Consider the following 21123-nt stretch of genomic DNA (forward strand, 5'->3'; position numbering starts at 1 on the left):
TACTCAAATGGAACCTATACTGGCAAATTAATAGGCGGTAATTAACATTTCATGATACGGTCCCTGACATGATTGGCGGGGTTTCCGGCGTATATCTTCCAGGCCTCCATGTTCTTGGAAGCCACTGAATTAACCGTTAGGATGGAGTGGGACCGGCAAACAATTCCTGGGCAGACCACAGACTTAGCCCCAATCCAAACTCCATCTTCAATTTTGATCTTCCCCAACCGGTAAGGAAAATGACTGATTGTATAGTCATGGTTGCCGGTTAAGAGCATAGCACCCTGCGAAATGCTGACGTGATTGCCTATGTCCACATTTTCCATGTTGTCAATCCATACAGATTCTCCAATCCAGCAGTGTTCCCCAAGGGTCAGCCGCCACGGATACTTTATCCTGACCCTGGTTTTAATGATCAGCCCTTTGCCAACTTTAGCCCCAAAAAGTATAAGTAAAAACCGTTTAAAAGCGTAAGGCCAGGGAAGTGAACTGTTGAAGATGTAGTAGTTGATTAAGAACCAAATGGGGGTTTTTAGTTTGAATTTCTCTTCATAATCTCCTGTCGTAAACTTAGATAGGTCTGTTTGCATAAGGTGAATACTAAATGGCTATTTAACTGCTAGTGGGCTTCACTCTGTTGTGGAAAATAGTTTTCCAAAGGGCAATGCCAATAGCAACTCCGGTTGTGTTTAGAATAAGATCATCTATGTCAGGAATACCTATTCTAAATAGGTATTGGATTGTTTCTATTAAAACACTGGTGCTAACTCCTGTAATGAAAACGGCTTTATAATTAGTGGTTTGGGTTAAAGCAAGTATAAAGAGGGGGAGGGGGAGCAATAAGAGTATGTTGCCAATTATGTTAGATAAAAAGAATACCAAAAGTGCTTTTGTAGTGTGTCCTTCTTTTAATAAAATATAAGAATTTATAGTGTTCTTAAAAGGGACTGGTTGAACAATGTTCTTGTCCCAGGTAATGAATTCCCTTCTTTGAAGAAAGAAGACGGTATATACTAAAGTAGCTAAATATAAAATTAAAAAGAAGGTTTTAAATGAATTCATAAAGCTAATTCATAGGTGTATTATACTTTGACAATATCCTGCTTGACTTTTGTTTGCGGGTTGTATTTGCTCAATTTCTCGGCTTCTACTAATCTTAGTGAGAATATTATTTCAGCTAAAGTTCTTTGGAGCGTGTAATGCCATCCTGCCCAGCCGCTGAAAATCAGACCCTTAATGAACAGGCAGTAAAAGAAAATAAAGATTGGGCCTAAGATTTTTGTTCTTCTGATTCTGTTGGTGAAGGAATTGATGGTTGGGTCATGGGGGTTCAAAAGCTTTTTACATTCCAGGATAGCGTACCCATCCATGTTTTTGAGCCATCGGCTTAAGGGTTTTCTGTCATCATGGTAAATGAAAGACTTGTAATACCCTGTTTCCCCGGTGATCTTTAGCCTTTGCGTATGGCCATCGTCATAGTAAATGCATTGGTCTAGCTTAAATAGAACGGGGCGCGGGGTTGTGTTATCGCCCAGGATTGACCGGCCAAATACCAAGAACCTGAACTGGGAAAAGTAAGCCGATTTCTCACTGGTTTGAATAAACTCCTTTGTTTCTTCAATGAACTCATCTGGCAACACATAATCGGCATCCAGGGTGAGTACCCAATCACTTTTGACAAGGGATAGCCCGTAGTTCCATTGTGTGGCGTGGGTGTCAAACTTCCTGAAGAACACCTCCACGTTAGGGTACTTTTCTATAATTTCTAACGTAGCGTCTGTGCTGTAGCTGTCTAACACAATCACTCTCTCCAGCCATTGTAGCCGCATGAGCACCCGGTCTATGTTGTCTTCTTCATTGTAAGTCAGAATCAGAGCGGTTAAGCTATCAGAAGTTATTGTAGCCATGGTGAAAGAGGGTAAACCCGATTGCGTTTTAGGGCTGGTTTTTAAATAAGTCAATCAAATCAAGGATGTTGCTGCCGTTGGCCAACAGGTGGAGGTCCTTTAGAAATAGCGATGGGCAATATCAGTAGTGTCCCTGAATGGCGTGCGAGAGTTTTTGGGCGGCCGGAGTCACAGCAAAATTGTTCTCATAGGCAGAGTAAGCCAGTTTGTTCATCTGCTTCTTTTCTTCCTCAGATAAGCTCAACCATGACTTCAGGAGGCCTTTGATGCCGGAATAAGTATTGCTTGCGACTATGCCTCCACCGCTTGCTGCAATTTCTTTCCAGATGTTTACCTGGTTTGAGATCAGGACTGGTTTGTTGCAGGCAAGCGCCTCTACCACCGCTATCCCAAAGTTCTCCTGATGGCTGGGCAGAACGAAGGCATCGCAGCCGTAAAAGGCTCCCCATTTGGTATCTCCCGTTAACATCCCCGGAAAAATCACGAAGTCTCTCAGCCATTCAGATCCTGCCACTATTTGCTGGATATAGGCTCCGTACGGTGTGTCTAAACCCGGACCGGCCACCACCAGGATGGGCCAATCTGATAAGTTGCCAGGTGTCTTGCCTGAGGCAGGTGATGGATCTGGGCTCTCTAGTTTGGCTTTGATGACTCCTTCATAGGCCTTCAATAAAATATCTACTCCCTTTTTTTCATGGATCCGGCTCAGGAAGAGGATGTAGGATCGGTTCTTGAGCTCGGGGCATTTCTCCAGGAAAGTGCTGTACATGTCGGGTGTCGCTTTTGGCGGAGCAAGTATCCCTAAACCTACATTTATCTCTTTTTTGGGTTTATAGGGCTGAAATGAGTTGCGGGCTAGTTGAAGTTCAGCCTCGCAGGTAAACAGCACCCCATCTGCCTTTTTGATGACATCTTTTTCAATAAGCTTCCAATAAGCCAGGTTTCTAAGTGCTTTCAGCTTTCTGCCGCTGGCTTTCTGGAAATAAGGGTCAAGCATGCCGTGCGGCATCAGGTACACTTTAGGAATCCTGGCAGACTTGCTTTGGTCCGCCAGCAGTCTGCTCTTGTAGTCTGATATGATCTTTTTGACGGTGTAGCTGTGGTAAAGCCATAAGCCGTGCACAATTACCACATCAAACCTGGTTATGTTTTGCTCTAACCACGGAGACAACTTACTGCTGTACTGCCACGGGCTTTTATTAGGACCAACCGCATGGATAGTAAGCGGATCTCTGGCGATAAAGGCCGAGGCCGGATCATCCAGGCACAGCACCTCATTCTGTAAACCAAGCTTTTCCAGTTCAGGCAATGAATTCCGAATGCACTCACAGGGACCGCCAGTGATTGGATCCATGCTGGGTATCACGTGTAGTACTTTCATTTTCAGGTTGATTTTGGTATAACTCGGTAAAATCAGTATACAAAGCTTTCTGTTCTGGTGAAGTATTTTGCTCTGCTCGGGATTTCATTGATGGCCTTTGCCGGCACCCCGCCGTAAAGCATCCATTCTTCTCTGTGTTTTTTGTTCAATAAGGATTTGGCGCCTAAAACCGAATAGGCTGGTAAGGTTGCTCCACCTAGTATGACCACGTTGGTACCTACAAAAGCATAATCACCTATGGTAATGGGGGCGCAGTCCTGCCTATTCTTCACAACATCAATGGAGTGGGTGAGTAGCTGCGAGTCATACCCGGCTACGGTGGCAAAGGCACCAATGGTAATAAGATCGGTGCAGTCTATATGATGGTTTTTGGTGATGGCGGCTCCGGTATGCAGTTTCAGTTCGGCCCTGCGGTTTTCCTTATGGTGGAAATGCTGCGATTGGGTTTGGGTAGGAAAGCCGGTGATCCAGTTGCTTCTTCCAATAGTGGTATCTTCCTTCATTTCAATACAATCCAGGTTAATGGCCACCGTGAAATGGTCAATGTGAGCGCCAGAACCCATCACTAATTTCTTAGGGAAAACCCAGGCCATACCTATTTTGGCCTTCGGGTGGATTTTATAGCCGAAAAACAGCTTTAAAGCTCTTCGTCTGAGAAACCAGGGCAGAAAAAAGGTGAGTACTTTCAGAATCATCATTGCACCCTTTGCGGCTCTATGCCATGTAGTGAAAAATACAGTCTCATCATTTCAGACAAGGCAAAGCGCTTGCTGTTCTCAAACCCTTGTTGGATCAAGTTGTCCCGAACGGATTTATCCTGTAGAGAAAGGAAAGCGCGGGCGAACTCTTCTGGTTTGTTGGGGTCGGCGTAGAGGGCTGCTCCTCCGCTCACTTCGGGCATGGGCTCTATGTTGCTGGAGATTACCGGGGTGCCGCAGGCTTGCGCTTCAATGAGAGGCCAGCCAAAGCCTTCTGAAAAGGAGGGGAAAACGAACGCTTCACACGCATTGTACAATGCCCTCAGGGTGGCATGGTTTGGCTTTACAACCGAGAAAATCCTGTTCTCCAGGCCCAAGCTTCTGGCATGCGCCAGCATGTCTTCATCAGCGGGTTCACCGGCGTAGCAGATATTCCCGGTCCAGTTACTGCCCAGTGCATGCACCATGTCAATGAGTAGTTTGCGGTTTTTTCTGGCTAGTCCTGAGCCAACATGCAAAAGGAATGGAGTCATGAGGTCAATATCTGCCTGGCGTAACAAAGACCTTTTCTCTTCTGTAGGGACAGGCCTGAAATCGGCGTTGAAGGCATTGTAAATGACTCTCCAATCTTTTGGTGGATGTTGAGAGGCTGGGGTAAGCTCGGTCAGTTGTTTGAAGGTGAATTGCGAAACGGAGGCTAAAAACCGGGCCCTGCTTAGATGGTGTAGAATCCATTTTTGCAGAATTCTGCCCATGCCAGAGGCCGGGGCATACGCGTCTGAGTACCCTAACCCTCCTCTAATGGCTAAAACATCGTGTACAGTTATGGCAGTTTTGTCGGCCGGAAGGTATTTGAAATAGGGCGCGTTGGAATGGTCACAGATATGGAAGCGCGTACTGGCATCCAGGTTGGTTCTGGCTGCCAGGCGCACGCGTAATACCAGAGGAAAGAGAAGCCATTTATCTATGTAGCCCAGCCACTTCCCAATTCCAGAGGTAGTGGATTTGGAGTAGGTGCCAAATAAAACAATTGGGCGCCAGATGGCTGCTTCAATACTGAACTTTTGAAACCCTACTGCCAGCATCTGGGCAAACCGCTCCATGCTTTCCTGCCTGTCTGGGGAGTAGTTTCCAATTAAGATGATGCGCATTGCTAAAACTGTTTAAGCTGCTATTGCATTTCATGGGCATTCTAACGTGCATTCTGGAGGCCCTTTCTGTTAGTGACCGTTGCAGGAACACTATTCCAGGAAGTGGCAGCTAGTCCTTGTCTGGCGCCCGCAAAGAAGCAATAATGATCCCTGCAACTAAGGTGCAGAACCCAAGTGAAGTTGGCTGAGCCCATTGCCCTTGCGGCAAAATCAACAGACCAAAACTTAAAAGTAACCAGGGCAATAAGTCGCCTTGGGTTAGCTTATGGTAACACGCCAAGGCTACTTTCATACAGAGCCCCAGGCGCAAGAAGATGACCGTTATACCCATGAAAGCCCCCAATTCACCTATCAGCCTGCCCCATTCTCCTTCCGAGATCAGGAACGCAAAACCTTCTGTGAGCAGCTTACTGCCAACATTAGTCCCCATTCCTATTCCATGGCCAAAGAACGGCAGCTCAGAGGATGTATTCAGAGCCCCGACCATGCCTCCCAGGTATCTGTCAATCAAAACTCCTTCCAGGCCGCCTTCTACTTTGTTGGCGCTGTCAAAGCGAGCTGTGAAAACCTCAGTGGCCGTTTGAAACAGAGCAGTTTGGCTGAGACTTGCCATGAGCGCCGTTATGCCAAAACAGGCTATGATCAACTGGGTTAGGTACTTGGGTTTTCGGGAGATAGCAATGATGGTAAAGAGAAGAGAGACAACTACCTGAAAGAACAATGACCGGCTTATAGAGAGCGGGATGGCGAGCAATAGGCCCATGGTGGCACCTATTAGGATGATTCGGTTTATGTTGGAGGGATTGGTCCAGAAGTAGAAAATATAACTTGCCACCAACCCAAAGAACAACGTGGTGCCATTGGTGAAGGAGAAGGTTCCTGGCGGGCGGAAATACCCCATTGCCCCGCTAAACCCAGCGCCTTCCATATCGCCCCCAATTCCACGGTTTACCCAGGCAGACTGAGGACTATAGAATTGAAGCGCTATCAGCACGGCCATAGGAATCGCTATCCATAGGAGAAACTCGCCTAGTTTCTCTACATCCTCGCGGTTGAATATGCGCCCAATCACAAAAATCAGTGGAAAATGGCAGAGGAATATCCTGGCCCCATAGAGGGCTACCAGTATATTGCCATGCCCCAGTAAACTGGCCGTAAAGATGCCCACCACTCCAATGGTTGTCATGCCGGCTAAATAGAGATTGGCGGGAAGCAGGCCTCGTTGCCAGGTTGAAATGACCAGCCAAAGAGCCAACGGATCCCGGATGACCAGTAAAGGGGTGGCCAGGCTTGGGAAAACCCATTTTCTTAAGGCTCCCTCAAATATCAGCAAAAGCAAATAGGCCCAAATGCCATATCTAAGCATTTGGTTTTCATCCGTAACCGCGTATACAGGTTGTCTTACCTTGCTGTTGGACGTTATCATAAATTACCTTCTTTGCTTTGTTCATGCTAGCAGGTATAGCATTTAGACTTAGAAATTATTGAATAACTGCGAGTTATAGATGGGGGCTATAGATTTATTGAACTACAATATAAGAATAATAAAGAATAAAATCAAAATGATTATATAATTAAGTATTTGTTTTCTTTAAATATAGAGGTGATTTGAAATTGAATTCGCTAATTCCTGCCCATAAACATGCCAGGGTCTCTTGCTGGCGGTATCCATGGCTGCTTGCCCGGCTTTGGAGATGATTTCAGGGTGGTAAAGAAGATTTTCTATAGCTGCCTGCAGGGCAGTTGCTGATCCGGCTTCAACCAGCCAACCGTTGTGCCCATGCTCAATAAGATCCGGGCCGGCAGTTCTGTCAGTGGTAATCACTGGGGTGCCCTGAGACATAGCTTCTGTTATCACTAAGCCAAACCCTTCAAAAAGCGAAGGAAAAACCAGGACATCGTGGTCTTGCATCAGTGTAAGGATATCTGCGTTGGGCAAACTGGGTATCCAGGTATGCTTTTTGAGCTCCTGGTCTAAGACCTGGCAATGGTTGCTCGCCTTACGTCCTACCAGGGTAAGTTCTACGCTGGGGCCAATTGCCTTGACAGCGGCAAAAAGCTCTGCAATGCCCTTGCGCTGGGAGAGACCTCCCACAAAAAGAACCTTTAACGCTTTTCGCCTGGCCAGAGAGGTGTATTGACGCTGGCCTGCGACCGGCGGAAAGCCGTAGGGGATTACCTCCACGGGAGCCAGCTTGCCCGGAAACTCTTTAAGGGTACTAGCGGTGAATTGGCTGGCAACATAAATCCTATCGGCTAGCTTGAGTTCTTCGTCTTTACGGGCTAGTTTTGCTTCAGAATCCATGAAACCCGTCAGGGTAGAGGCCCATTCTGGTTTATTCAGGCGTTCATTTTCAAGGAGCTTTCTCGCAGCCCTCCAGTACCCGATAGGCAGGTCGTACAGACACTGAAGATGCAGCTTCCGGGCTTCCTGAAAACAGAATTGGGCGCCATCTTCGTAGGCATATACCGTTTTAACTCCTTTGCTCCGGCCTTTTTTTAGGCTGGAGGCTACATGACGGTCAAAGCTTCTGTAAACTGCATCTATGCACAGCAACCCGGTCTCATGTCGGGTTAACTTTGAAAGTCCCGCTTTGGAGACTAAAAGCCGGCCCGCTTCTACCCAAGGCCAGGCTTTGGTGAACGGCATCAGTTCAGGATCAAAGCGTCTGCGCCTGATTTCTGCAAGTGGCCCAAAGCTGCCCAGGTTGTCAAGCATGCTCCCGGGAAAAGAAGCAATGGAAGTTCTGAATTCTGCCAGCAAGCCTGCCTCCTGTAAGCCGCATGCAGCAGCTCTCACGTTTGCATTGCCTGTAGGATGAGATAAGGATACCACAAGAACAATAGGTTAAGGGTTGTTTAATGGTTAATTGAGGGCTAAGGCGTCGCTCCATCTTTGGACCAAGGCAGCAGCAGAGAACTTTTCAGAATATAGCTGTTCCTGCGTTTCTTTTGAAATCTTGCCTTGCCGTATATCCTCCGCAAAAGAAGAAACCTGCTGTTTTATCTGTTCATAACTTGAGTCAACAGCAATAACCCGGGTAGAGTAAGGGTCACAGGCAATATCTGGTATGCCTCCTCTGTCGGTCGCCAGCCAGGGAAGACCGGCACTCATTGCTTCCAGGAGGCAGATGGGCAAACCCTCCGGATGCACCGAAAGCAAAAGAAAGGCGTTGATGGACGCTATGGTGGCTGTAAGGCCGGAGATTCCAGTAAAAGTGCCGTGGTAATGAAGTTTAGGGTACTTTTGGAAAAAGGAGGCCGGATACTGTTGGCCTTCTCCCCAGATGTGAAACTCAACATCCTTCAGATCTCTATCCTCGCTCAGTTTGCAAAGGGTGTCAATTCCTTTTTCAGGGATCAATCTTCCGTAGTAGCCAAACTTGATTTTATCTGGCACGCCAGCTTCAGTATCCGGGACCGAGATTTTTCTGGAGAAGCAGGGAATGGTATCTATGGCCCTGTCCAAGGCCAGAGAGACAGCGTGGGCATTTCGGCCAGAACAGGCAATAATGGTGTCGGCCTTTTTCAGGGTTTTTATGTAATTGCTTCCCCAGGTGGCCTGGTCTTCTTTGTCACCTGAAGTGTGGTGATGATGCACCCATACTCCTTTAGTTCTGACTAACCCGGCAAATACCCCAATGCTTTCGCCCTGCCCATTGGTGTAAAGCGCATCATAGCGGCGGAGTTGCAGCTTGATGGCGATGGAAGTAAGCCAAAGGAGCCTTTGGGTAGCCGACTTGTTCTTGCCTAAATAGAGGCCCCGGCAATACGTTTTATAAGCCGCTTCAACAGCAGGAGATACTTGAGAATTAAGCACTACCAAATCAATCAGGATATTATTGCCGCTCATTTGCTTACAGAATTCAAGCAGATGGCTTTCAATTCCGCCCGTTTCCATGAGTTGTGTGGAGTAAACTAATATCTGACGCATTGGTACGCTGAAGTAAAAGGGTTGGGGTAGTGGCTGCGGTAAAACTGGCGAGGACAACATGTTCATTTGCTGGAGCAGGTCGTTTTCGGCCTTAAATCTTGAAAACACAGCGGAAACAATCTTGCTGTTTTGGAGAGGTTATATGATGCTTTCTTATGGGAACATCATACAACCGGTTCTTTTGCTTGTTTCAATTGATGATAGCTGGTCTGTTTGTTTTCGCATTCATATAAAAGCTCAATGAAGTGCCGGGCTGTTTTGCCTACTGTGCTTTGGATTGGCTTTTTCTGGAAGACTTGTGAGGCATCAGAATCGCAGAAGATAATCTGATCTCTATATTCTGAGTAATAAAGGGGGCTGTTGTCTAGGTTCGGTTTTCTGCCCCGCAGTACTACAGGTAGACCATGTTCCAGCATGGCAATGGTGGAGCCGCTTTTGCCGTGCATCTCCAAATCTGACTTAGAAATCCCGACCGTTGATCTTTGAAACAAGTCAGAAATCTGCTGCTCAGACAGAAGACCTAACTCTTTTACCTTTTCTTCGCCCATCACCTGGGCCGCAATACGGATGGCTTTGTCTTTGAAGGGGCCTCCGTTTCCGAATGATAGGAATTCCAGCCCCTTGCCTTGTAGTTTGGCAACCTCATGGAGGAACTGCACCTGGGCCTCAAATTCCTCCAACTGGTCTGTATAGCTCCCGAAGTGCACAACTTTGAGGCTCTCCTGGGTGCCTTTTGGGGCCTCTGCCGGAGCGATGGGAATGTTCCCGAAGATGGGCAAAAGGCTGGAGTTGGTTCTTGAAAGGGCTTGCTGGTAAATAGGAATGGAAGTGGTGATACAGTGAGGGGTATTGCTTTTAATCAGTTCTTTGATGAGCAGCTTCTGCAGTGCCCCCAATACTCTCATTTTGAACGTATCCACTCCGTTAACCCCAACCCATAGCTCATGGAACATGATGTGGAGTTTGTATTCCTTTTTCAGCCTCTTTATGCCAGAACTCAACCAAACCGGAAGCCCCTTAGGGTGAAACGAAAAGGGAACGAATTGCAGGCTGATCCAATCTGGTTGAAAGTCTTCAATCCATGGTTCAGCAAAAAGATACCGTTGCTTCACCGGGTAAAAGGAAGGAATCCTTACCGCAGGTATCCCGGTGCCATCCACTTCCTGGGTTGCCTCAGACACCTCTGTAACATGCGGATCATTCAACGCGACGATACCTGTTTGATGCCCTTGCCGGATTAGTTCAGCCGCAAGCCTTCCCGTGTAATCTCCCACGCCATCGTGGCCAGGCTCAAAACATCCACACAAGAAAAGGATTTTCATAAAACGTACGTGGTAATGATAGCTAACCCCAATTCACAGACTTCTCTTCTCTAAAGCAGACCTAGGGTGAAAGTTCATGAAACGACTCTGGTGATTTCCAGAGGGCAGGAGAGCGATGCCGTGTTACTTGCTGGTTTGATCTTCAAATATTAGCCTGAAAACGCCTAGCTCATTTGCACCTCTTGCGTACTGTGCTGCTTTAGCTGATTTTTGGTAAAGCGTAACAAATTACGGAAGTGGTACGGCCTGAAGAACTGGCTGTACATTCTAAGCCAATAAGTAGAGTTGATTTTGCTCCGGCTTTGGTGCAACCGCTGACAGGATTCTGCTATATGGTGGAAGCACACTTCTTTTGAAAACCATTTCTCCCATGCCTCCCTGGCTTTCCGGCCCATTTCCGCTGCCTCAGATTGCCTTGCCTCCAGTATAGAAGGGATCAGGTCTATTTGGCTCTCCGGGATTATGATGGAAAAGCTATTCCAGCTCGGGCCTAAAGAGGGAATCCATTCGTCAGAGATAATCACTGGAGCAATTCCCATTTCCATGGTTTCATATAGCCTGTATGAGTTGGGGCCAATGCCTCTGGGGCAAAGAACAAACTGGCTGTGCAAACTCACTTCTACATATTTACTTTCAAAGGCTCTTTTGTTTTCTGGGTCTAACTCCCAGGAGTTAAGCCCTGTGGTGTCCAATAAGAATGCTTTTTCATATTTCAGATTCAATATTTTCTTTCTGATAGGGTGCGACTTAGAGGCCCCCGCAAAGGAAAATAGGTACTTCTGTTCAGGTTTATTTTCAAGGTACTTTACTGCATCATTGTTGCACAGGCGGGCTATGTAAGGCCCGGGCTCCATGGCGATAGGATGGTAGTAGCTCTTCTCAATGGAAGGAAAAATGCCCGGAAGCAGAGGAAGCACCTTGTCGCTGTCGTGGTAGAGGTAGCATTTATCCTTAAATTCTTTGTACAGGCTTGATTTTAGTACCTGAAAGAAATAAGGGTCATGCGGCGGATGGTGCTCCACAAATAGGATGATATCTGCTTTATGCGGGTCATCGCTCACAGAATGCACATTATAAGGATCAGACGCGGCAGATTCTCTAAGCCATTCCGAAGCGAAGTTATGCTGAGAATCATATGGATATGCTGATGTTATAAATACATTCATTACGTGATGCCTTTTCAAATAAAAATATGTTCGTCTACTCTGTGGTTCTGCTGAAAACCCATTCAGAACATGTTTTAGGGGATGGTTTTGTCGTCTGAAATAGCTTAGATTTTAAGTAATAGATTCCTTTTTGTAGTTCTTAGTTAAATAGATCTAAAGTTTAAGGGGATGCTGCAGCTCCTGGGAGACTTCACTGAATAATTGAGAAAAAGAAGCCTCCAGCTCCCTGATATCTAATTGTAAGTCTAAATACATAGGGTTTGCCCCAAGGCTGTTTTCCTTTTCTTCGCACAGGTACGTGTAATGCTGCAGATTGCAAACGCTGCTGATATGTTCATAGAGATCACCTAAGCCATCGTTGTAAGACTTGCCTCTAATTTCAATAATGGCGGTTTGTTCCTGGCAGAAAACAATGTTGGCTAATGCCGCCCCATGGGACGTGAGAACCGCCTCGGCATTGTGAAACAGGTGTGCCTGCTCCTTGATGGTTAACCCTTCTGTGTAAACCGTTTCAAAATCGAAGCGGGCCAACAGTTTCAGGAGCTCTGCTTCATTGATGATTTTCCGGTAACTAGCGTTGTTTCTGCTGATGTAAAGGCGCTTGGGGGTACCGCTGGTTTCAAAGTTTTCGGGTAAGAATAAACTTCTGATCCCTTGGCATATCCACGGCTCTGGCTTGTAAAAAGTGGGCGTGACCAACAGCCTGCGAGCTTTAACATACGGGTACGTTTTCAGGTCTATTACTCTTTCCCGGTCTATGCCTAATGCCGCCAGAATCTCTTTCTGAAAGTCATGCGCAGAAAGCTCTAGGAGAAAGGCATCTATATGCTCAGGATCGTATCCGTTCTCCTTGATATACCACAGCTTGGGGGCAATCTGAAACAGGCAGTGAAAGTAGTTGTTGTCGTTGGCCGTAGAGAGTACCAGACAGACGCTATCCACCTCTTTGATTCTGGGCAGAGTTAATTTATGAAATAATGCGTGTTCAAACTGCCCCACATTCTGGTGGTTAGACGCAATGGCCAACTGGTACCCTTCCTCGGTTAACACGCTAAAGTGAACCTGGCAATATTTTCCGTTGGGCAAGTCAATGAGAAAGCGTTCACCTTCATAAGTTTTTGGGGCAGGGTCTTGGGAGGCATTTCTAGTTCCTATGAAATGAGGAGGGCGTATCTGCAGTGTTTTTTGGGGTTGGGTTCTAAAAGAAGCACCGCTACCTTTTCTGCTCCTAAAGTAATTTTCTGTTTCTGTGACCGGTATTCTTTTGAGCGGAATACCCAAAACCTGATGGCTATAAGGAAGCAGGCGGAGGCAGGAGGCTATGTAGGGCCTTGCCTTTCTGACAATCTTAACCAATGGCTTTTTCATCTAACAGGTGTTGTTACCCTTTGAAATATGTCATCTATCGTGCCTCTTATACTCAAGCCAGGGGAGCAATCTTTTATCCCATTGTGGTGAGTAACCGGGATAAATTTGGGTGTACTCTATTAAATATTGCTTCTATTCTATATTTAATAGAGGATGCCCACAGAAGGAAAACATATCAATTTACCTTCTTTTGTAAAATCTTCCTATGAAAGCTGCAATTTTTAAAGCGAAAAGTCTATTTCTGATGATAGTAGCAGGCTGGGAAGTGATGGGGCCCTTTGAAGACTTCCAATACTCCCGGTCTACGAGGCGTGGTGGGCAACCCGCCATTGCCTGAACAAGAGGGTTCCATTTCCAGGGTTTGGGGTTTCCAAGCGCGTGCGGGAGCAAAGGCATGCCAGGTTTGAAAGCCATTGCTTCCTGCCCCACAATGCTGACCGTTCCATCCCAAGCCTCCACGGCGGCATTTAACGCATCCTGATCGGTGCGGTCAAAGGGTTGGGGCAAAACATCGCTAGCCAACGTGGATCGGTTTAGGCCTCCAATAATGGGAGCCATTGCTTCCTGTACGCACTTCCAGGTGTTAAGAAAACCCTTGTCCTGATGGGTTAAGCCTATGAATCCTCCGTTGGCATACAGGGTTTCTTTGAAGGTAAGGGAAATGCCTTTCTCCTTGAAATACCGTCGCCAGGTCATTCTCCTGGGGTGATGCTCTGAAAGCGGGGAGTTTACATCTTCGCACAAGGCTACGCCGCACTTTACCCAATCCTCAAACATGGACCATGGGCGCACCACCACTATGTCGGGGTCAAAGTAGTACAGGGAATCTGCCTCTATTTGCAACTCTTCCCAAAGCCGAAGCATGAAATCAGGCTTGTAGTTTGTGAGATGGTAATCGGTCTCAAGTGGCAGGAAATGGATTTTGAGGTCTTGCCTTACTTCAAGGGTTTTGCTTCCCCGCCATAAGGATGGACTCTCCGTGGCGCCGGAGGTCCACGCCGGAAGAGGGCCTCGGTATCCCGCGTATATTTCTCCCCTAAAGCCTTGGTAATAAAGTGAATTAGCTAGTGCAGCCACCCCGTGGTGGTAATGTCCTTCAAAAAGAGTACAGATAGCGGATACCATTGAGTCAAAAAGTAGGATACTTAATTATTCTTCTGAAGCATTTCTGTAAGTATGCCTTCTAGTTTGGTGACAAAGACATCATAGTTTAATCGGTCTGTGAATTCCTGATAAGAGTTTTCAGCCAGTTTTTTGTAAACGGAAGGGTTTCTCCAGACCTCGGCCCAGCGCATGGCAAACTCTTCCACGGAGTCTCCCTCGCTCAATAACAATCCGTTCACTCCGTCTTTGATGATTTCCGATACTCCGCCGGTGTCTCTGCCAAGCGCCGGCAATCCGTAGGCATTTGCTTCACAGTACACGCATCCATAGCACTCGGCAAGGGACGGGAGTAGCAGCGCGTGCGATTCTTCAAGAATCTGCTTGATCCTGAGCTCATCGGCTTTGTTGTCTTTTCTTAGAAAACCTGCCTTGGTAACATGGTTTTCCAGCTCAGCGGGTATCTGCGGGGAGCAGCCTACAATGGTGAGATGGCTGTTGATGCCGTTTTGGAGCAGTTTTTTCAAAAAGAGCAAAGAATCTGGGCCGCCTTTTCTTTCCCAGTCTATTCCCAGGAACAGCAGGTTGCAGCGGCCGGATTTCAAGCGTTTCTCCACCAAAGAATATACCTCCTCTTTGGCCGGGGCCTGGTTCAGATTGGCCCCGAACGGAATGGTAGCCACTTTTGAGGCAGTGATGCCATAATGGTGGATGGCGCTCTGGGTTGCCCAGTCTGCCGAGAAAACTGCGGCGGAGGCTTTCTGAAGCGCTTTCTGGTACATCCTGTTTCCTGATCTGACGCTGCGGGACGTAAGATTGGTAAAGGCCGGGTAATAATCTACCAGGGTAGCAAAGGTGGTGTCATGGATTATACAGGAGGGTTTCTGGAAGGAAGTATATGCAAGCCAATCGCCATGGATCACCAGTACTACCTCGGGGTCTGTTTTGGCTACTTCCTTGTCAAGCTGTTTCCCTACCTCTTTCAGCCATTGCTCTTCCACCGATGACAAAAACCAGCGCTTCTGGGTTCTGTAATAGAACCGCCTCAGCCAATCATAATGCCAGGGTTCTTTGGCATCATGAAGCGTGATGGGAGCAACTTCATGGCCCTTTCTTTCAAGGGCTGATATGATGTGCGCCGGAATCCCTGACCAGGTGCCAGTTGATTTTGGGTTTCCCTTACTTGCTACGGCTATTCTCATGGCTAATACCTCATCTTGGTGATCAATCGGGAGAAGTTTAAGAAGTTTGGTTTTTGGCCTGTTTTCTATGAATTCTGCTTAAAGTGGATCTTAACACTGCCTTGGTTAGTTAAAGGAAAGTGAAAAGCTTTAAACTCTTGAAAGCCTGATTCAATCTGCTGGTCAGGCGCTTCTTCTTTCTCAGCAAATAGGTTATACCCAGTAATTCAATACTGCCGTTTATCACCAGAGAAGTTAATCTCTTTCTGTACCCCGATTTTGCAAACAGGAGTTCATGGACCGGGTGAGTGCCCGAGGGGTACCCGCCCGAGTAGTGAATGTGGCTTATGTGGCAGTTGTCTGGGGTTTTCTGCAAGGCATGGATTAGATCCAGCGTGTTGTTGTAGTCTCCGGCCCACGAACTCAGCCAGTTGTGTGGAGCTTTGCACAGGTTCAGGATGTTCCAATTGCCAAGAAGTGAAGCAATGTGCATGAACGCCTGATCATGCTTCTTGGCAATAGTGGGGTGGGCGCGGTACCAGTCCATGGCCTGGTAGAAATCATCAATGAACTCCCTCTTCCGGCGGGCGGCAAAATGACCTGCCGTAAAAGCGGTGTTCAGTTTGTCTTCCCCAAACAGTTTCCCCACAGCCTCTGGATTGTTGAAGTTGTACTTGCCTTTTGCTTTGTACTCAAAATCAGCATGGACAAAGTCATGGTCTTGTAAGTGCTCAAAGAAGATATCCCAATTGCACAGGGCTACAATGTCATTGTCTGAGTAAATAAATTCATCCCAATCGCCAAACCAGGCAAGAAACCTAAGCAAGAAGCCTTTGGGGCAATCAGTTAATACCTCCTGTAAGTTATTGATGAAGTCAAACGCCTCCTGGGGAAACGTAGCGACATCTACTACTTCAACCTGTTTGTAGATGTACGTTTGCTGAACGGGTGTTCCGCCGAAATGAATAAGCCGAATAGGTAGAGTACAGCCTGTATTCCTAATTGAGGCAATTAGGTTTGCGCAGTGAGTCTCGCTTTTTTGATTAGCAACAAGGTATATTCCTCTTCTATTTGACATATCAGGTGAGTATTAGTAGCTCCTCTTTCTGGTAACCCTGCTTGCCTTGCTTAGGCAGGGCCTGGGACCGTAATTGGTTTAGTATAGGTGGTGATGCGGTAGTAAATCAAATGTCTTTGTGTATCATTGAGTTATTTGCCTCTTTTGAGAATTTCAGCTTATAAACGCCATAAGATACATTTATGGAAAGCTGAATAAGAGAGAAAGCCAGGTTCATCTTGTAGAGGTTTATCAAAGAAGATAAATCTGTTGTGATCAGGAAGATGACGGTTGTTGATACGTTCAGGATAATGGATACAAACGGATTGAGCAGCCATCCTCTACTAGTAGTCAGGTTTGATGCCTGCGTGGCAATCAAGCCAATACACGCGCTTGAAATACATAAAACCAGTTCATCGTTCAGGCCTAGGTATTTGTTTCCTAGCAAATGCAGGATGGGGGTAGAAAATAGCCAGGCACTAAAGGTGATGAAGATACAGATGAACAGCAGCCCAAGTAATATCTGAAAGTACTTAGAGGTGATATTGGCCAGGTCGTTGGGCATGCGGGCGAACCTGGGAATGACCAATATGCTGCACAGCCCGGCTACCAAGTTTAACATTATTGCCAACCGGCCAAGTGCCCCTGCTTGTGCAATGGAGGTGGTAGACCCAATCATGGAAACCAGCCAGATGGTGAGTTGCCCAGAAATGCAGTAATAAATTACCATGGGCAATGTCTTTCTGACAAACACCAGTAAACTGTTTTTGATCTCCTTGTCGGTACTCTGGTGGTAATCGGTGTAGGGTTCGGTGATGTTTTTTAGTTTAATATTGCTTAGCGCTTGCATGATGCTGGTAGCTAATATCGCTACTCCGGCCAGAGGCAAAAGGAGAATGCTTAGTGCCAGCAGAATAAGCCGTCCAACATTGTTGGCCAGTTGCAGTTTCTGCAGTTTTATGATGTCTTGATGCAGTTTGGCAGGGATTTCAAAAATGGAGCCGGAAAGGGTGGTGTAAAAGGCAGGAACAAGCGCCAACGCAATAAAGGTGGCAACAAGATATCCGGCGCCGTTGCGTAAGAGGAGAAAGAATAGGATTGGCAATGACACCAATAAGCTAAAAGCCGCAAACTTGTTTCTTAAGGATAACCCTGTTGAGATCACCTTTCCTAACTCTGATTTGGTTTTCCAGACTTCTCCACCTTTAGCCATTACCCCATTGCTTATCCCCGAGTCAGATAAGACAAGCATAGTTCCAAGCATGGTGTTGGCTAAGGTATAGAAGGCATATTCCTGGGTTGGAAGTAATCTGATAATCAATATCCCGCTTATGAAACCAGAGGCTTGTATGAGTGTCTGAGTGGATATGGTGATAAACGTTAGCTTAAAAAGGCTGGTGAGCTTTACAAGATTGGAACGGAAGTATAAGCCGGTAGATAAATTTTTCATAGTAAGCGTGTGAAGATTGCATTCCAACTATTTCGCCCATTTTGATTGTCCTAACTGCTGGTTTCAATTACTCTCAACTAATTATTGCTTCTGGGTTGGATAGAGGGAACTGCTGTTCTGGTGCTGCACTTCAGTTATCAGAGTTAAAGTGCCATTTCCAGCCCATCTGCCATATTTTATGCCTCACTGGCCCAGTGTAGTGGCGCATCGCGATTTTGCCCGGGTGATACCCCATGGCAAAATCAAACTGGTCTGAAGAGTCTATTATGAATTGTCTTGGGTCTAGAATATTTGCTCCTTGTTTAGTAAATGCGTATTCAAATGCGAGTTGCTCTGAGAAGTAGCAGAAGTTATTATTGAGTCTCTCCAGGTAAAGGAATATGTCCCTAGAATCAAACGTGTTGTTTATGACCAATAATCCGGAGTTCAAGGGGTAAAATGACTCTCTTGCCTGGTTGAAGTGATTTCCAATTTCAGCAATTGTGTCAGGAACATACCAGAGGCCTTGCTGTAGTAAGTGGCTGTTTAGGTAGTAGGGTATATTTTTATAGAATATAATATCTGAGTCTATAAATAGTGTCTGGTTTTGGTGTGGATGACAAAGGATCACGTTCAGTTTCTTCGCTAGAACATTCACCCTCAGAAGTTCTTGGTATACCTTGATGTTGTCTAATTGATGGAGGGCATTCCAGTTTTTAACCTCTACAAAGGAAAAGAGTGTTTTGAACACGCTCTTTTGTTCGTTTGTGTAAGTACCATCTGAGTAAATGGTCCATTTTGGGGGAGTGCCGGCATAATGAACCATTGACATGATTGAGAGGATCTGATCCTCAAAACCGTGGCTTCCTGAGAAGCTGATTATTTCAAAGGGTACATGTTTTCTGTTATGAAGGCTTACCTTTTGTTTATGTAAAACGCCTTTAATGAACTTCCTTTTATTCCACGAGGCTTTGGTTTGGCATAACAGTTTTGTTATACCACCCTGGTACTTAATCTTTCTTTTCATTACAATTTGGGGGGAATTGTTAGTATATGCTTGGTGTATTTTTACATACCTGAATTTTTAGATTGTTTGATTTTCCCTTGAAAAGAATAGCTGCCGCTTTGTTAAACTGCATCCTTCTCTTTTCTCTTTCTTTTCTCTTTTTTATCATCTCCGTAAGCGCCATATCCATATTCATAGCCATAGTGCCCGCTGGCTTTTGCATCATTAAGCACCAACAGTGGGTGAGGCAAGGTTTTATTCTGGTAGATGTTCTCAATAATATCCACCTGGCTGCGGAGGGTATGATTGTACCGCACCATGTAAATAGAAGAGTCTACCAGATTGCTAAGGGTGTAGGCGTCCGCCACCATTCCTATCGGGGCCGTGTCTATGATGATGTAATCAAATATCTCTTTCAACTCTGTGATCAGGTGGTTGAGTTTGGCAGACATCATCAGTTCCGTTGGGTTAGGCGGGATTGGGCCTGCACCTATGGCAAATAGATCTGGTGCTTTCTCCACCGGATGTATGAGATCATCCATGGTGACGTCATCGGAGATCAGGTAGTTGGTGATGCCTGGTTTGCCGTGTAAGTTCAGGACCTTGGCAAGCTCAGGTTTGCGTAAGTCCAGACCTAGCAGAATCACTTTCTTGCCGGTCAGCACAAGGCTCATGCCCAAGTTAATGGTGAAAAAAGTCTTTCCTTCGCCGCTCATGCTGGACGTGACCATGATCACTTTGTTTGTTCTGCCGGCCATGGCAAAGCTTAGGTTAGTTCTTATCAGCCGGAACATTTCAACAATAGCATCACGGTTGCCTTTGCTTACCACAATGGTGTCCTGGCTGGTGTTATGGCAGATTTCACCAAGCACAGGTGTATCGGTCAGGTTCTCTACTTCTTGTTTGGTTTGTACCCGGTTGTTGAACAGGTTGCTGACGTATATGATGGAGAAAGGAATTCCTAACCCTAACAACACAGCAATGAGATAGATGGTAGAGTGATTAGGCAGCTGTGCACTCTCTTCAATCATTGCCGGATCTATGATGCGCGAATGAGAAACCGAAGCGGCCAAAGACAATGCGGTCTCTTCCCGTTTCTGTAAAAGGTAGAGGTATAGGTTCTGTTTGATGCTTTGCTGGCGACTGATTTCCAACAGCTCCCGCTCCATGGAGGGCACCTTCTTGATTTTGGTCTTGTACTGCCCAGAAGCGGCCTTCAATTTATTGCTGGTGATAATGAGGCTTGCCTTGATGTTGCGCAGGTTTTCCAGAATGTTCTTGCGCAGATTGGCTAACTGCTCATTGATGTTTTGGATAAGCGGGCTGTTGGGGTTTGTGGTACGCAACATGCGCTCCCGCTCAAGCTGCAGTTCATTGAATTTGCCTATCAGGGTCATTAAAGTTGGGTCCTGAATGCCCAATGAACTTGGTACCATCCGGTACTGCCCTTTGTTTTTCGCTAGGTAGCTTTCTATTGACCTCAGAATGTCAATCTGGATGGCCCAGTCAGCTAATTGCTTGTTGTAGTTATTGGCCTGCTCCAGGTAGCCGGTCGCCTGAATGCTGACATCGGTCACCTCGTTCTGGCTTTTGTATTTCTCTACATTTTTCTCTACCCCTGAGATCTCGGTGGTAAGGTAATTTAAGCGCTCGTCTAAGAAATTCAGAGTGTTTGTGGCAATCGCGTTTTTGTCTTCGCTTGCCTCTTTGTTGTATACCTCTACCAGCTTGTTGATGATATCCTGTGCTCTTTCGGGCTTGGGGTCTGTCAGGGTGAGGTTTAGAACACTGGCGTTTTCATTTACCTGAACAATCTTGAGCGCGTTGTGGTAATGGATGGCCACCTCCTGAATGTCCTGGAACTTTACTTTGATGTCTCTTATGCCGGTGGTATCAATTGAGGTGGTGTTGTAAGCGGTTAAAGCGGTGAAGGTGGCGTACGGCTTCTTTATCTGCTGGCCAAAATGATGGGTGGTAGCCTTGCCGTTGTACTCCCTTATCTCAAAGGTGTTGTTGTCCTTGATGTGGATGGTAACCTCTTTGCCGTAAGCCTCAGGGTGCAGCTGATTGATGACAATCTTAACGGGAAGTTCTTCCCCGTAGATTTCCTCGTCCTGGAACTTGCCATCAATGTAGTAATTGGTGAACAAGGAAAGATTGGTCACCACCCTTTCCATGAGGGTTTTGGAGCTCAGGATCAGGATTTCATTGTCAATGTTTTTGGCTGAGTTAAACATTTCCAGATCGCTGAACGCGCCTGAACTGGCCATGTCTGGCCCGCTTTTGTTGTCTTTTATCAGTAGTTTGCCTACTACCGTGTACTGCGTTTTGGTATTGTAACGTAGGTACATAAAGGCCGCCCCAGAGCACAAGAGAGCCCCTAGCAGAAATAAATACCAGTATTTCAGGTATTGAAAGAGTG

Annotated in this window: 18 protein-coding genes; all 18 read right to left on the bottom strand. The window is 46.3% G+C overall.

Features of this window, described 5'->3' with window-relative positions:
- Positions 1-41 precede the first annotated feature (41 nt).
- On the bottom strand, positions 42-590 hold the full coding sequence (locus tag JT719_RS19170) for a WcaF family extracellular polysaccharide biosynthesis acetyltransferase (protein WP_207435349.1): 549 nt from the start codon (positions 588-590) through the stop codon (positions 42-44).
- Between the two features lie 22 nt (positions 591-612).
- On the bottom strand, positions 613-1062 hold the full coding sequence (locus tag JT719_RS19175; protein ID WP_207435350.1) for a VanZ family protein: 450 nt from the start codon (positions 1060-1062) through the stop codon (positions 613-615).
- 20 nt (positions 1063-1082) lie between these two features.
- Positions 1083-1907 (bottom strand): glycosyltransferase family 2 protein, encoded by an 825-nt coding sequence (locus tag JT719_RS19180; RefSeq protein WP_207435351.1) that lies wholly within the window; start codon positions 1905-1907, stop codon positions 1083-1085.
- Between the two features lie 121 nt (positions 1908-2028).
- Positions 2029-3288 carry a glycosyltransferase gene (locus tag JT719_RS19185; RefSeq protein WP_207435352.1) on the bottom strand — a complete coding sequence of 420 codons (1260 nt, stop codon included), beginning with the start codon at positions 3286-3288 and terminating at the stop codon, positions 2029-2031.
- Between the two features lie 32 nt (positions 3289-3320).
- Positions 3321-3881: an acyltransferase gene (locus JT719_RS19190; protein ID WP_242693359.1), complete on the bottom strand. Its 561-nt coding sequence runs from the start codon at positions 3879-3881 to the stop codon at positions 3321-3323.
- 101 nt (positions 3882-3982) lie between these two features.
- On the bottom strand, positions 3983-5137 hold the full coding sequence (locus JT719_RS19195; RefSeq protein WP_207435353.1) for a glycosyltransferase family 4 protein: 1155 nt from the start codon (positions 5135-5137) through the stop codon (positions 3983-3985).
- A gap of 109 nt (positions 5138-5246) precedes the next feature.
- Entirely contained in the window at positions 5247-6503 is a 1257-nt protein-coding gene (locus JT719_RS19200; RefSeq protein WP_242693360.1) for a hypothetical protein, read from the bottom strand.
- A gap of 225 nt (positions 6504-6728) precedes the next feature.
- Positions 6729-7973, bottom strand: coding sequence for a glycosyltransferase family 4 protein (locus JT719_RS25580; RefSeq protein ID WP_341350782.1), 1245 nt, complete (start codon positions 7971-7973; stop codon positions 6729-6731).
- A gap of 30 nt (positions 7974-8003) precedes the next feature.
- On the bottom strand, positions 8004-9071 hold the full coding sequence (locus JT719_RS19210) for a glycosyltransferase family 4 protein (protein ID WP_207435355.1): 1068 nt from the start codon (positions 9069-9071) through the stop codon (positions 8004-8006).
- Positions 9072-9235: 164 nt separating this feature from the next.
- The gene (locus JT719_RS19215; protein ID WP_207435356.1) at positions 9236-10393 is read right to left on the bottom strand and encodes a glycosyltransferase family protein; all 1158 of its coding nucleotides are present in this window, start codon (positions 10391-10393) and stop codon (positions 9236-9238) included.
- Between the two features lie 164 nt (positions 10394-10557).
- Positions 10558-11559, bottom strand: a complete 1002-nt coding sequence (locus JT719_RS19220; RefSeq protein WP_207435357.1) for an exostosin domain-containing protein — start codon at positions 11557-11559, stop codon at positions 10558-10560.
- A 153-nt stretch (positions 11560-11712) separates the two neighbouring features.
- On the bottom strand, positions 11713-12609 hold the full coding sequence (locus tag JT719_RS19225; RefSeq protein WP_207435358.1) for a glycosyltransferase 61 family protein: 897 nt from the start codon (positions 12607-12609) through the stop codon (positions 11713-11715).
- Positions 12610-13107: 498 nt separating this feature from the next.
- Positions 13108-13791 carry a hypothetical protein gene (locus tag JT719_RS19230; protein ID WP_207435359.1) on the bottom strand — a complete coding sequence of 228 codons (684 nt, stop codon included), beginning with the start codon at positions 13789-13791 and terminating at the stop codon, positions 13108-13110.
- A 281-nt stretch (positions 13792-14072) separates the two neighbouring features.
- Entirely contained in the window at positions 14073-15230 is a 1158-nt protein-coding gene (locus JT719_RS19235) for a glycosyltransferase family 4 protein (protein ID WP_207435360.1), read from the bottom strand.
- 109 nt (positions 15231-15339) lie between these two features.
- Positions 15340-16287, bottom strand: a complete 948-nt coding sequence (locus JT719_RS19240) for an alpha-mannosyltransferase (protein ID WP_207435361.1) — start codon at positions 16285-16287, stop codon at positions 15340-15342.
- Between the two features lie 106 nt (positions 16288-16393).
- On the bottom strand, positions 16394-17587 hold the full coding sequence (locus tag JT719_RS19245; RefSeq protein ID WP_207435362.1) for a polysaccharide biosynthesis protein: 1194 nt from the start codon (positions 17585-17587) through the stop codon (positions 16394-16396).
- A gap of 259 nt (positions 17588-17846) precedes the next feature.
- On the bottom strand, positions 17847-18722 hold the full coding sequence (locus tag JT719_RS19250; RefSeq protein ID WP_207435363.1) for a hypothetical protein: 876 nt from the start codon (positions 18720-18722) through the stop codon (positions 17847-17849).
- A 101-nt stretch (positions 18723-18823) separates the two neighbouring features.
- The gene (locus JT719_RS19255; RefSeq protein ID WP_242693362.1) at positions 18824-21052 is read right to left on the bottom strand and encodes a GumC family protein; all 2229 of its coding nucleotides are present in this window, start codon (positions 21050-21052) and stop codon (positions 18824-18826) included.
- Positions 21053-21123: the final 71 nt, after the last annotated feature.

Source organism: Sabulibacter ruber (assembly GCF_017355955.1).
Lineage (GTDB): Bacteria > Bacteroidota > Bacteroidia > Cytophagales > Hymenobacteraceae > Nibribacter > Nibribacter ruber_A.